At 62.3% G+C, this 13,765-nt stretch carries 11 protein-coding genes; 5 read left to right on the top strand and 6 right to left on the bottom strand.

The window, feature by feature from the left end:
- The first annotated feature begins 126 nt into the window (after positions 1-126).
- The 5 genes from DZG07_RS09230 (at position 127) to DZG07_RS09210 (ending at position 7,501) form a co-directional block, all read left to right on the top strand.
- Complete coding sequence (locus DZG07_RS09230) at positions 127-624, top strand: (2Fe-2S)-binding protein (RefSeq protein WP_119816227.1); 498 nt, start codon at positions 127-129, stop codon at positions 622-624.
- Entirely contained in the window at positions 621-1,679 is a 1,059-nt protein-coding gene (locus tag DZG07_RS09225; RefSeq protein WP_119816224.1) for a xanthine dehydrogenase family protein subunit M, read from the top strand. The genes DZG07_RS09230 and DZG07_RS09225 overlap by 4 nt, the downstream gene beginning before the upstream one ends.
- Positions 1,669-3,930, top strand: coding sequence for a xanthine dehydrogenase family protein molybdopterin-binding subunit (locus DZG07_RS09220; RefSeq protein WP_119816221.1), 2,262 nt, complete (start codon positions 1,669-1,671; stop codon positions 3,928-3,930). The genes DZG07_RS09225 and DZG07_RS09220 overlap by 11 nt, the downstream gene beginning before the upstream one ends.
- 934 nt (positions 3,931-4,864) lie before the next feature.
- A complete protein-coding gene (locus DZG07_RS09215) occupies positions 4,865-5,338 on the top strand; it encodes a hypothetical protein (protein WP_119816218.1) in 474 nt (157 codons plus the stop codon).
- An 84-nt stretch (positions 5,339-5,422) separates the two neighbouring features.
- Entirely contained in the window at positions 5,423-7,501 is a 2,079-nt protein-coding gene (locus DZG07_RS09210; protein WP_119816215.1) for a sigma-54-dependent Fis family transcriptional regulator, read from the top strand.
- Between the two features lie 74 nt (positions 7,502-7,575).
- On the opposite strand, the gene DZG07_RS09205 is transcribed toward DZG07_RS09210, so the two are convergent.
- From DZG07_RS09205 to DZG07_RS09180, 6 genes are all read right to left on the bottom strand, one after another.
- On the bottom strand, positions 7,576-8,619 hold the full coding sequence (locus DZG07_RS09205) for an NAD(P)-dependent alcohol dehydrogenase (RefSeq protein ID WP_119816212.1): 1,044 nt from the start codon (positions 8,617-8,619) through the stop codon (positions 7,576-7,578).
- A 46-nt stretch (positions 8,620-8,665) separates the two neighbouring features.
- The gene (locus DZG07_RS09200) at positions 8,666-10,297 is read right to left on the bottom strand and encodes a molecular chaperone GroEL (protein ID WP_119816209.1); all 1,632 of its coding nucleotides are present in this window, start codon (positions 10,295-10,297) and stop codon (positions 8,666-8,668) included.
- A 75-nt stretch (positions 10,298-10,372) separates the two neighbouring features.
- Positions 10,373-11,170 carry an iron-sulfur cluster assembly protein gene (locus DZG07_RS09195; RefSeq protein WP_119816206.1) on the bottom strand — a complete coding sequence of 266 codons (798 nt, stop codon included), beginning with the start codon at positions 11,168-11,170 and terminating at the stop codon, positions 10,373-10,375.
- A gap of 4 nt (positions 11,171-11,174) precedes the next feature.
- Positions 11,175-12,197 carry an amidohydrolase family protein gene (locus DZG07_RS09190; RefSeq protein WP_119816204.1) on the bottom strand — a complete coding sequence of 341 codons (1,023 nt, stop codon included), beginning with the start codon at positions 12,195-12,197 and terminating at the stop codon, positions 11,175-11,177.
- A 73-nt stretch (positions 12,198-12,270) separates the two neighbouring features.
- Positions 12,271-12,642, bottom strand: a complete 372-nt coding sequence (locus tag DZG07_RS09185) for an MmoB/DmpM family protein (RefSeq protein WP_091913101.1) — start codon at positions 12,640-12,642, stop codon at positions 12,271-12,273.
- Between the two features lie 16 nt (positions 12,643-12,658).
- Positions 12,659-13,717, bottom strand: coding sequence for an aromatic/alkene monooxygenase hydroxylase subunit beta (locus DZG07_RS09180; protein ID WP_091913103.1), 1,059 nt, complete (start codon positions 13,715-13,717; stop codon positions 12,659-12,661).
- Between the last annotated feature and the right edge of the window lie 48 nt (positions 13,718-13,765).

Here is a 13,765-nt window from a genome sequence, read left to right as displayed (position 1 = left end):
CGCACAAGGCACGCATTCCCAGTTTGGGCCGAAAGACGGCTCGCGTCAGATCTTTTCCCGCCCGCATCCTCGGCTGCCATCCGGCAGCACCGATCCATACATCACAAATCCTGAATGGAGTACCACATGTCACTCTCCATCGGCCTCACCATCAATGGTCAGCCCCGCACGGTTGCACTCGACGACCCGCGCGTGACGCTGCTTGACCTGTTGCGCGAGCGGCTCGATCTGACCGGCACCAAGAAGGGCTGCGACCGCGGCCAATGCGGTGCCTGCACCGTGCTCGTCGATGGCCGGCGCATCAATTCCTGCCTGGCGCTGGCTGCCAGCCTAGACGGCGCCACCGTCACCACCATCGAGGGGCTTGCCGAGGGCGACGCGCTGCATCCGGTCCAGGCCGCCTTCATCGAGCATGACGGCTTCCAGTGCGGCTTCTGCACGCCCGGCCAGATCATGAGCGCCATCGGCCTCATCACCGAAGGCAATGCCGGAAACGACCCCGAGCGTATCCGTGAATTGATGAGCGGCAATATCTGCCGCTGCGGCGCTTATCAGGGCATCACCGAAGCAGTGCTGGAAGCACAAAAGACCCTCGCAGAACGCAATCGGAGGGACGCGGCATGAACCGTTTCGACTATATCCGCCCGGCCAGCGTGCCGGAAGCCGTCGCAGCCGCGGCCGTTCCCGGATCGGCCTATCTCGCGTCCGGCACCAATCTGCTCGATCTGATGAAGACAGGCGCCTCGCGGCCCGAGCGGGTCATCGACATCACGCGGCTGCCGGGCCTCGACCGCATAGAATGGCTGCCCGACGGCAGCGTTCGCGTCGGCGCGCTGGTCCGCAATTCGGACCTCGCCTATGACGAGCGTTTCGCCAAAACCTTCCCGGTCATAGCCGAAGCGCTGCTTTCAGGCGCTTCCGCGCAACTTCGCAATGCGGCGACTGTTGGCGGCAATCTGATGCAGCGCACGCGCTGCGCCTATTTCCACGACCTCGCCGGCGCCTGCAACCGGCGAGAGCCGGGCTCGGGCTGCGACGCGCTTGGCGGCGAAAACCGCCTGCAGGCGGTGCTTGGCTGGAGCGAGCATTGCATAGCCACCCACCCCTCGGACTTCTGCGTGCCGCTGGCGGCACTGGACGCCATCGTCGAGGTGGAGGGCCCGCATGGCGGCCGAGAGATCGCCCTGGACGCTCTGCACCGGTTGCCCGGCGCGACACCGGAGCAGGAGACAGCGCTTTTGCCCGGCGAACTGATCGTCGCGCTCAGGCTTCCGGCAGAAGCCACTGCCTTCTCGCGCAACGCCCGTTACATCAAACTGCGCGAACGCACCTCCTATGCCTTTGCCGTCGTGTCGGCTGCTGCCGCACTGGAGGTAGAGGGCGGCACGATCCGCAAGGCGCGCATCGCGCTCGGCGGCGTCGCCGCGAAGCCCTGGCGAGCCCGCGAGGCAGAAGCACTGCTCGAGGGAAAACAGGCCACCGCGCAGGCTTTCGCCGAGGCTGCACACCTGGCGCTGGCAGAGGCCCGGCCCTCCGGGGACAACGCCTTCAAGATCGAACTGGCGCGCCGCATCGTCACGCGCGCCTTGAGCCTCGCCTTGGAAGGAACGCCGCAAGCCATGCCCGCGCTGCCGGCTTCGCCCTTCCCCACACTATCCGGAGCGAACCATGTCGTCTGAGATCGCATTCCCCTCCCCGCAACACCGTCGGCACGGTTCCAGCGCCGGCCAACCGCTGACCCGCCGCGACGGCGTGCTCAAGGTCACCGGCCGCGCCACCTATGCCGCAGACAACCACCCCGAAGGCATGCTCTACGCCGTGACGGCGGTCAGCAGCATCGCGCGCGGACGCGTGACAGCGCTCGACGTCAAGGCCGCAAAGGCACATCCGGGCGTCGTCGAGGTCCTGACGCCGGCCAACCGGCCACCCCTGTCGCATGATCCCGATGAGAAGATCCCGCCCTTCGGGTTTCGCGTCGAGGTGCTGCAGGACGACACCGTGCGCTACGTCAACCAGCCGATAGCCCTGGTAATCGCCGAAACGCTGGAAGCGGCAACGGAAGGGGCCGCACTGCTCAACCCGCAATACGAAGTCGAGAGCGCCCGCACGAGACTGGAGAACGGCGAGCGTTTCGATACGCCCGCGGTCGGCGTCGGCGCGCCGTCGCGCACCGCCTACGGTGACGTCGAAGCAGGCCTCGCGGCAGCTGTCCGGGTGACGGAGGCAGACTACATCACGCCGCCGCAGTATCATAACGCGATGGAACCCCACGCCGTCGTTGCCCAATGGGACGGCGACCGGGTGACCCTCGACATGCCCAACCAGGCGCTGGCGCTCAGTTGCGCGGCCTATGCGGCCTATTTCGGCATTCCGGCCGGGAACGTGCTCATCCGCTCGCCCTTCCTCGGCGGCGGCTTCGGCTCGAAAGCGATCCTCAACGGCCCGCAGATACTCGCGATCCTTGCTGCGCGCATGCTCGACAGACCCGTCAAGCTGGCACTCACTCGGGCGCAGATGTACGGTCCGGTCGGGCACCGCGGGCAAACCTGGCAGAAGTTGCGCCTCGGCACGGATGGAGAAGGACGCCTCACCGCGCTTCACCACCATGTGCTGGCGGCGACTTCGAGCTTTGATGAATTCATGGAGCCGGCGGCCAATGCCTCGCTCCCGCTGTATGCCAGCCCCGCCATTCTTGCCGAGCACGACGGCTTGCGGCTCGATACCGGCACGCCTGGACCGATGCGTGCACCGGGCGAGGCATCCGGCTCGGCCGCCCTCGAAGTGGCAATGGATGAGGCAGCCATCGCCTGTGGCATGGACCCGCTCGAATTCAGGCTCGCCAACTATGCCGAGACCGAGCCGGGCAGCGGCAAGCCCTTTTCCTCCAAATCCCTACGCGAGTGCTATGCCGAGGGCGCCAAACGCTTCGGCTGGTCGGGCCGGCCGCTCGAACCGCGCCAGATGCGCGACGAAAATGGTTTCCTGGTCGGCTGGGGCATGGGTACGGCGGTCTTCCACTGCCCGCATTTCCCTGCCGAGGCACGCGCAACCTTGCGTGCCGATGGTACCGCGCTGGTGGAAACCGCGGGCGCCGACATGGGACAAGGCGCCTGGACGGCTCTTGCTCAAATCGCGGCGGAGGCACTCGGCCTGGATCCCGATCAGGTCGAGCTTCATTCCGGCATTTCAAGCCTGCCCGACGGCGGCATCGCCGGCGGCTCCGGCCACACGGCCAGCGCAGGACTGGCTCTTCACAATGCCGGCGTGGATGCTATCGCCCGGCTTGCGGAACTCGCCACCGCCGATCCTGCATCGCCGCTTTTCGGCGCCGGCAACATCGGCGTTGAGGCTCGCAACGGGCGGCTTCATCGCCGCGATGACGAAGGACGCAGCGAAAGCTATGCTGAAATTCTCGCGCGTGCAGGCCGCACGGAGGTGGTTGGCACGGCGAAGGCCGCCCGCGACCCGGCAGTTGCCCAAGCCCATGCGATGTTTTCCCACGGCGCCGTCTTCGCCGAGGTGAAGGTCGATCCCGATCTCGGACAGGTGCGGGTGACGCGCCTGGTCGGCGCTTTCGCGGCTGGCCGTATCATCAACCCTCGCCTAGTGCGCAGCCAGTATTTCGGCGGCATGATCTGGGGCATCTCCTTCGCGTTGCAGGAAGAGGCTGTCACCGACCGCAGGACCGGCAGGATCATGAATGCCGACCTTGCCGAGTATCATGTGCCGGTCAATGCGGACGTGCCGTCGCTCGATGCGATCCTGATCCCGGAGGACGATCCTTACGTCAATCCGCTCGGCGTGAAGGGCGTGGGCGAGATCGGCATCACAGGCACCGTGGGCGCTATCGCCAATGCGGTCTGGCACGCGACCGGCGTGCGCGCCCGGCATTTCCCGATCCGGATCGAGGATCTGCTCGTCAATCAGTGAACTTGATGTAAGCGTTTGAAACTTACTATCGCCTGGGTGGAGACTGCGGCTTCGATTGCCAAAAACAGCTCCGCCCGGGCGAACGAGATCGCCCGAAATTCCTCCGACAATCAGCGGGGAAATGACCTCCCCGAGCACCTCTAGCCGGCTATCTCACCAGAGGCTCGAGCGGAGCAATCGAGCGCGCGGATCGGCATCCGCCAGATTCCACCGCCTTAATCGCACAAAATTGCCTGACGGTTTGCTCGGAAGAACTCGACTGGCAACCAGAAACAAAGAATCCTATTGCGAGCGTTGTGCAGATCGAAAGCCATTGCATTTGCGATACTCCACGTATGTTCTTCGCGAACTCTATCACCGAGTAATGGCAAGTCTAGGAAACAACTCTGTGATCGGCGCTCTCACCTTGTCGGTATTGGCTGTGGATCCGGCCCAGGATCGGGCATCGGCCCCGGTGGTGTCGGCGGCATCGGGTCAGGCACTGGCCGCGGCGGTGTTGCTGCTCGTCTCGGTGGCACCCTCACCTCGTCGGGATTGGGTAGCGGCTCCTCATCGGGCAACCTGTCTGGCTCCGGCTCCTCGATAGGAGACTGCGCCGGCATCGGGTTCGGCAATTCTTCGTCGTCGTTTGGCCGTTTCGGTCCTGCCATGGCTTTTCCTCCTTTAGTATCGAAGGACAACCCGGCTGCAGGCGGCATTGTTCCCTGGAAAAACTGCTGTCGGTCGTCTTGCAACAACACGGCAACCGGCGGTTGCGACGGAACAATTCCCCAACCCAACGCCCAACTATGCGGAGGGTATGTGCCAGCCCACTACCACCACACCAGCCTCATTTCGCATCATACTATAGTTGTGGTGCAGCCTGTCCGACTGCGATAAGTTCGCATGAAGGACTTTCGGCTACGGCTTTGGCCAATTGTGTCTGGGAGGATTCATGGTCGAGATCATCTCCAAGCGGGATGGACCGCGACGCGAGGATGTTCAGGTCAAGCGACTGATCGAGCAGAACCGTTCGACCATCGTCAAGCTTGCCGACCAGATCAGCGGCGGCGGTTATTCGGCCTCAAGGAAACCACGCCAGGAACCGAAGGCCGAAGGCCTGATCATCCATGTCGGCGGCGGATCGGCACCTGCTGCCGAAGCCAAGCCGTCCATCCACGTCACCATGAACGGCCGTGTCATCTCGAAAGATCAGAACACGGGACGCCAACTTCATCATATCGGCGATATTCGCAACCGGGGTGGGGACCATGTCTTCGTCATGGCAACCAAGCAGAACGGATTCTTCTCGCCGGTCGACGAGACCATTGCCGAAGCGCTTGTCGACCTGGACGGATCCCGCCTGACCAAGACTTACACCGAAGAACAGCTTGCCGCCGACATCGGCGCGAAACTCGGCATCGATTGACGATCGCACATCTGGTCGTCCTTCGGAACGCCCAACCCGACAGCATACAGAAATGGCATACCTCAAAGGTTCTGTGATGACTGAATGAAACACGCGAGCGGCCCCAACCAGATCAAGACCGATACCCTTCCGGCCCGGACATCGATTGGCACCGGCCAGTTAGCCCTGGACGACACCGACTACGACGAGCGCGCCACCATGCGCGCCTGGGAGAGTTTTCTGGCCGACGAGCCAAAATGTGCCCGCGATCCGGTTCAAGTCCGCACCTTGATTCATGACTCCTGGTATCGCAGCGCAACCGGCGGCATCAACGCCCAGAGCATCGAAGCGCCGCTAAGCAGTGACCGCGACGAGATCGAATATCTGACCCGTACAAACGCCGAACTGCTTTCGGCAGCGCAGCGATCATTCGCGTCCCTCGGACAATTGCTGGACGGGACAGGCGCGATGCTGGTGCTCGCCGACAGCGACGGCGTGCTGATCGACGCCATCGGCGACAAGAAAACCCTGCATGACGGCATGGATATTCATCTAGCCATCGGCGGCAAATGGAACGAAGACGCCGTCGGAACCAACGGCATCGGCACCGCGCTGTGGACAGGCAAGCCGATTTTCGTCCACGCCGCCGAACATTTCTGCGCGGGCATCAAATCCTGGACCTGCGCCGGCGCGCCGATCCGTGACCCGCTGGATGGAAAGATCATCGGCGTTGTCGACCTCTCGGGCTATTCGCCGATCTTCCGGCCGCACAACACCGCGCTCGTCGCCGCGACGGCCAGGCAGATCGAAAAGGCGCTCGCTGAACAACAGCAGGAACAGCGCACGCGGCTGCTCGAAGCCTTCATTTCTTCCGCTCCCAGCTATCGCAGCAAGGACGGCTTGGTGATCATGGATCACCGGGGACGAGCGATCTTCTGCAACAACGTCCCCGATGGCGAGACCACCGAAATGCGGGACGGCCCGATGGAACCGGGCCGCGGCCGCTGGCTCATGAACCTTCCGCCGAGCGGCTCCGAAGACGAGCTCGCCAAGGCGTTGCCGCCGCATCTGCGATCCTGCCACATCACGCCGCTGAAGCTGGACGGCAACTTGCGCGGCGCAGCCCTCGTCTTCCCTTCGGGACCGGCCATCTCCAGCGTGGCGGTCATAGACCGGGAGGTGAACAGGCACCTGCAAACGGCCACGAAGATGATCGTCGGCGAAAGCGAGGTCCTGCTGGCGGCCGTCGATATCGCCTCTCGCGTGGCTCGATCGGGTAGCGTTACATCATTGTTGATCGAGGGCGAAACAGGCGTAGGCAAGGAGCTGTTTGCGCGGCTCGTTCATGCTGGCAGCCGGCGCAGCGCGAGCGACCCTTTCATTGCTATAAATTGCGGAGCGATCACCAAGGAACTGTTCGGCAGCGAATTGTTCGGCCACGTCGCCGGTGCCTTCACCGGTGCTTCACGCGAAGGCAAGCCGGGCGTCTTCGAACTTGCCAATGGCGGCGTTCTCAGCCTCGACGAGATCGGTGAATTGCCGCTCGAGATTCAGCCATTCCTGCTGCGCATTCTGGAAGAGCGCGTGGTCCATCGCATCGGTGACTCAAGGGGCCGCCCGGTGGACGTCCGCCTCATCGCCTCGACAAACCGCGACTTGAAACAGGAAGTCGCGGCCGGGCGCTTCCGCAGCGACCTCTACTACCGCATCGGTGCTGTCTCGATCCAGGTCCCGCCGCTGCGAGACAGGGGCGAGGACGTGCTTCTGCTGACCGAGCATTTCAACCGGCAGATCGCGGCTGCTGCAAGCGAAGACCCGTTGGAATTCTCGCACGATGCCCTTGATGCCCTGCTTGCCTATCGTTGGCCCGGCAATGTGCGCGAACTGAAGAACCTCATCGAAAGGCTGCATGTGCTGGCGCGCGGCCGAAACGTCGGGCTCCGGGACCTTCCAAAGGAAATCACCACGCCCGTTACCGAGCGGACCAACATACCTGTAGATCATGCAGCAGCCGGAACCGAGCAGCTCGGCAGCACGCTCGTTGACGCAGAACGCCAGGCGATGAAGAACGCGCTGGCGGCGGAAGGCGGCAATCTCAGCCGTGTTGCGCGCAGGCTCGGAATTTCGCGGCCGACGCTTTATCGCAAGCTCGATCAGTACGGCATCCGCCGCGGCTTCGTCTGACAGTCAGCACAAAAAGAACCCCACGGCATTGCGCCATGGGGTTGGGGAATTGTAACCGATGGATCGGGCTGGCCTTAAGGCACGATGACGCCTCGGCCCGTGAACCGCCGGTTCTTGAAATCGTCGAGTGCGGTGTTGATGCTGGCGAGATTGTATTCGGTGTAGTGCATCTTCACCTTGCCGTCGGCGTTCAGTTCCATCAACTCGACCAGCTCGGTGAAGTTGCCGACAAGGCTGCCGCCGATGTTGATTTCCTCGATGACGAGGTGTGCAGTCGGCACATTGATGTTGCCGCCATAGCCGACGACGAACAATTGCCCGCCTTTGCGCACCATCTTCCAGCAGATGTTTTCCACGCCCAGTTCGCCGACGAAGTCGATCACCACATGGGCGCCGCCGCCGGTGATCTGGCTAACCTCTTCAACGATGTTCGGCCCGCCATCGAGCACAAAGTCGGCGCCAAGATCCTTGGCCAGCAGCTGCGCGGCCGGCTCGCGGTCGACAGCGATGATCCGGCAACCCGAGATCGCATGCAGCGATTGCAGCGCGATGTGCCCAAGCCCGCCAATGCCGAGCAGGACGCAGTAACTGCCGGGCCGCAGCAGTTTCGCCGCGCGCTTGGCTGCGCGGTAGGCGGTTATGCCGGCATCTGCCAGCGGCGCTACCTCGATCGGCGTGATGTTGGGGTTGAGCTTGATCAGCGAACGTTCGCTGGTGATGAAATATTCGGCGAAACCACCATTCATGCCAAGGCCCGGAAATTGCCCGTTGTCGCAATACATGTCCTCGCCGTGACGGCAGTTCAGACAGATGCCGCATGAGCGGAACGGGTGGCAGATTACCGCGTCGCCGCGCTTCACCGACCGGACGCCGCTGCCGACTTCCTCGACCCAGCCGGCATTCTCATGACCCATGATGTAAGGCAGCAGCGTGCCTTCCGGGTCCATTGTCGGCTTCCACACACCTTCTATGATGTGCAGGTCGGTGCGGCAGAGACCGGCTGCACCCACCCGCACGATGACTTCGTCCGGAGCCGTGATCGTGGGTGCTGTAACCTCCTCGATCTTGAGCTGGACGTTCATATGCGGATCGTATTCGTAAAGTCTGGCAGCTTTCATCGTCGTATCCTTTCAACGTCGAAATCGTTCCGGTTGATTTGCGGCTTCAGGCGCGGCCGAGCTTTTCCGAGCCGCCGCCGCGTGCCGGGCCGGCGGTCGGATCCTCGTCCTCGGCGAGATCGCCGATCAGCGTTTCGGTGGTCAGGATCAGCGTCGCCACGGAAGCCGCATTGGCAAGCGCGGTGTAAGTGACGCGAACGGGATCGACGATGCCTGCCTCGAACATGTTCTGGTAGCTACCGTTGGAAGCGTTGTAGCCGTAGCCGCCATTGATGCGCGTGACCTCGGCCACGACGGCGTCGGGATCGGCACCGGCGTTGACTGCGATGCGCCACAGCGGCCGCGAGAGCACCGATTTCACCAGGCGCACACCTTCGGCGACATCGCCTTCCACACCGGCCGCCACCTTGTTGAGCAGCGGTGCGATCTGGGCAAGCGCCGAGCCGCCACCGGCAACTACGCCCTCTTCGGAAGCGGCACGCACGGCATTCAGCGAATCCTCGATCAACTGAATGGTCCGCTTCTGCTCCACCGGCGTCACGCCACCGGCATAAAGGATTGCGGTACCGCCGGACAATTTGGCCAGCCGTTCGCGCAGCTTGTCCTGGTCGATGTTCGGCGGTGAGGCTTCATACTGCCGCTGCACCTGGGCGCGGCGCGATGCGATCGCATCATGATCGCCGCCGCCGCGAATGATCGAGGTGTAGGACGAACTGGTCTTGACCCGATCGGCCGTTCCGAGATCCTCGACGGTAATGTCCTCGAGCCGGCCGCCGAGATCGCGCGCGATCACCTTGCCACCGGTGATGATCGCCAAGTCTTCCATCATTGCCTTGCGCCAATGGCCATATTCCGGCGGATGCACGACTAGGTATTTTCCCGGTCCCTGCTTGCCGAGCAGCGTCACCACCACTTCCGGTGACATTTCCTCGGAGACGATCAGCAGCGGCCGTCCATCCTGGTCGGCAATGCGGCGCACCGCTTCAAGCTGTTCGGGTCCCTTGATCTTGAGGTCGGTCATCAGGATGTAAGGTCGCTCGAGAACAGCCTCCATCTTCTCCTGATCCGTCACCATGTGATGCGAGAGGTAGCCGCGCTCGAAGGACATGCCTTCGACCACGTCCAGCGTGGTCTCGGTGGTCACGCTGAAGTCGGTGGTGATGACGCCTTCGGCACCCACCCGCTCATGCGCTTCCGCCACCAGCGCGCCGAGCTTCGAATTGGTCGCGGCAATATTGGCGACCGAGGCGAGGATGCCGTTGCCCTTGGCCGGCTTGGCCGAGCCCTTGAGCGCAGCCACCACCGCCGCCACCGCAATATCTATCCCCTTACAGAGATCGACCGATTTAGCGCCGTGTTCATTTGCCTCGATGCCGCCCTGGATGAGTGCGTTGGCCAGCACGATGGCCGTCGTCGTACCGTCGCCTGCAACCTCGTTGGTCTGCATCGACACTTCGCGAACCACCTGCGCACCCATGTTCTCGAAGCGGTCATGCAGTTCAATCTCGGAGGCGATGCTGACGCCGTCGCGGGTGACAATGGGTGTACCGATCGGCCGGTCGATCATGGCGTTCATGCCTTTGGGACCGAGCGTCGGCTCGACGGCGGCTGCCAGCCGAAAGACACCGCGGGCAAGCGCACGGCGGGCCTCGGAATTGTGAAGCATAATTTTGGGCATGATTCCTCCTTCCGCCTTACGGGCGGGTTGTTGGTTAGGGGCCTCGTGCCAGGGAGGCCGTTGTTTCAGCGCAGTTCAGATGTTTGGGGCGGGCTCGACCGGCACCCGGTCCATGATGAAATCGACCAGCGTCGGCTCACCATCGACCACATCCAGTTCCTTGTATCTCGTGTGCTTGAGCCCACGGCAAAGAGCGCCGTTGAACTCCATATTGATGCGCACGCCGCGCAGTTCAGCGAGATGCGCGCCCAAGGCCGAAACCGGAATTTTTTGCCCCTCCCACGTCAGGAAAACAGGGTCGTCGGCCCGCTGCGCGGGGAAATGCTCCATGAGAGCTGCCCGGTATCTCGCCTTCTGCTTGGCTGCTTCGCCCGCTCCGAACTGGGTGGCGTCATAGACAACCAGATCCATGCCTAGAATTTCCTGATCCGGCAGACCACACTGTCTCAGGCTGAGCAGCACCGCTTCCTGACGTCGCTTGAACGCCTTCATCGCAAACGTTTCGCGCAAGGTGCCAAGATCGAGGTCTCCGGCCAGCTCTCCAAATATGTCGCCGAAGGATCTGCCGGCTTCCATGCCGCTGTTGACCTCTTCGGCGAACATGTGGTCGTGAAGCGTGACCCGGTAGGCGGGCGACCAGGATAGCTCGTCGAGCGCCTTGCGCACGCCGTCCAGCATGAGGAAGGCGAAGTTGGGCGAGCACCAGTAGGTCGGCAGGCGGAAATCTACTTCCACGCTGCCGTCGCTCGCCACTTCCGCCCGCTCAACGAAACCCATCTCGGTTACGGGTTCGTCGAGTTCGGGGTCGTTGACCTCGCCGAGGAACCGCCAGAGTTCCCTCTCGCGGCTGCCGGAAACACTGGCGGTAGTCATCGCCCTACTCCGCCGCGATGCTGAAGGGCGAACTGGCGAGCGCCTTCTTCTTGGCTTCGATGTCGATATCGTAGAGGCGCGCGGCGTTGAGGCCGAGGATCTTCTCCTTGATCTCCGACGTCAGTTCGACGCCCCGCTCGCGTGCGATATCTTCCGGCAGTTCCATGGCCCACAGCCGCTCGACCAGCCAACGCGGCGTCCAGATGGCATAGTCGGAACCGAACAGGATCTTGTCCGGGCCGCACCAGAACAGCAGTTCCGCCATCACTTCGGCGAAATAGCGCGGACGCGAATGGATGAAGGGCAGCGCCACCGCCAGCCCGGCATAGACGTTCGTTTCCTGGACGGCGATCCAGCAGAAATCATCGAGGCGCGGAAGGCCGCAATGCTCGACGATCCAGTTGAGGTTCTGGAAATCCGTAGCCGCATAGTCGACGTCATGGACATCGAACGCATCCTTGTTTAGCGGGATGATCGTTGGACCCTTGTGGACGTGAACGTTCTTGATGCCGAGCTTCTCGCAGAGCTCGAAGCATTTGTAGGCTCTGGGGTCATTTAGCTTCCAGCCCTTGGAATCCCCGTTCCATTCGGCCGTGTACATTTTCACGCCCTTGATGTCGTAGGTTTCCTTCATGTAGTGGATGTATTCCAGCGCCTTTTCGCCGTCGCGCGGATCGAAGGAACCGTTGACGATGAAGCGTTCCGGATAGCGCTTGGCGACCTCGGCGTTGCGCTCGATGGTGTTGAAGCCGTTGTTGTAGAAATCCTTCAGATAGGTGGACTGAATGATGGCAACATCGTCCGGTCCCTCGATGAACAGGTCGCGATAAAGATCGTCGGCGCTGTATTTTTCGAACTTGCTCTTCTCCCAAAGCTGCTCCTTGGGGCTGAGCGCGGTGTGGTAAGCGTAGAAGCACTCGACGAACTGCTTGCCGTGGATATTCTTCTGGTTCTCTGGGCTGCCATCCCAGAAATGGGTGTGGCCGTCGACCACGAAAATGTCCTTGCCTTCCGGTGTTCTGTACATTGTTTCCTCCGCAACAATCGGATTGATCGACGCGGCGCGCCGCAGGTCAGCAGCGCGCCCGATTTTCTGGTGGCTATTCGATGTATTCGAACATCTCGCCCATATCGCCGAATAGGATCACCGTGTTGTCGTCGACGCGCACCATCCGTCCGTAGTGGGTGGAGGTGTTGACCTCGAAGGTTTCCGCCGTCATCTCGCGCCCGAGATATTCGCTGATCGCGTCCATCTCGAAGATCAGCTTGCCGGTTCCGTCGATGCGGATCAGCGCCGGCTGATAGGTGATCGTCACCCCCGGTTTCTGACCCATGAATTCGGCGATCGCCCTGGCCTCGACGGAGTCGTTCATGGTGACGCCGCACTGGTGCGAAATCGTCTGTTCGAAGGTGATGTCCTTCATCGCCTTGAAGATGTTGGAATGGGTTGCGTCGCGTGCTGCTAGTGACATGACAATTTCTCCTGTGTCAGCGCTTGAGGCCGAGTTCGCCGAGGATCTGGCCAATCCGTTCCTCGGATTTGGCGCGGACATCCGCGAACGCAACCGGCTTTGAATGCGGCATCGACCAGATCGGCTGCAGGCCGGTGGCTGCCTTGTCGGCGAGCGCGCCATGCTTCTTGACCCAGCCCTGGAAAAGCTTGCGGTTGGCCGCGCCATGCTTCTCGTCATTGGCGAGGATGTGCATGAGGTCGATCGTGTTGGCCAGATTGCGCTCGTAATCGGCTTCGGCTGCCGAAATCACCGCCGGCGTAATGAAGTCGTGGTTGGCGGCTGCGATCTGCATCAGGAAGCCTGAGCGGAACACTTCGCCGACCAGCGGTTCGAACACGATGTTGATGGCGAAATACTGCTCGAGATAGTCTGCCGCGCCCATGATGGTTTCGACGGCTTCGCGTGTGCCCTGCCAGTTCTTGTCCTCGAGCCAGGCCTTCTTGCCGAGTTCGTCGTCCCAGCCGGGCAGGTCCATGCCGATCTCGGCAAGATAGAGCGTGATGTCCTGGGCAAGCCGCAGCTTGTAGGACGAATTGGTCAGCGTCGCGTTGTTGATCATCTGGGTGTAGCCGTAGCGCTGCGCCTGCATCAACGAGGTGCCGAGCCCGAATTCCGCATGTTTCCAGGCGCCGAGCTGCGTCTGCAGTATCTTGACCCAGGCCTGGTCGAAGGTTTTCGGCGTGCCGGACTTGCGGGCGTTGTTGATGACGCTCTGCACCATCGTCTCGATCTTTGACTGGCGCTGATAGTGCGTGCGTTCCCACTCCTGATCGGGCGCGCGGAAGGCGTGCCAGTTTGAGCTTTGAGCGGCGGTGTTTTGCTTGACATAAGCGCCGTTGCCGTCGGCAAAGGAGATGATCCAGTTCTGGATCAGGTAGCGCTCCGGATCGGGCTGAACGTCGACAGTCATGTCCTCGTAATGCGTGGCACGCTGGCCTTTCGGATCGAAGTACCGGTATTTCCGGCTGTCGGAGTCGGCGAAAATCGCCGCGCCGGCGGCTCCGGATCCGACTGAACTCGAGGTTGCAGGCATAGTCTTCACTCCCTTGTTGCAGTTTGGTTGCGGTTGCGCGGCCGGCTT

Source organism: Mesorhizobium sp. DCY119 (assembly GCF_003590645.1).
GTDB lineage: Bacteria > Pseudomonadota > Alphaproteobacteria > Rhizobiales > Rhizobiaceae > Mesorhizobium_M.
The sequence above is the reverse complement of the archived record's forward strand: the minus strand, read 5'-3'. Positions and strand labels throughout refer to the sequence as shown.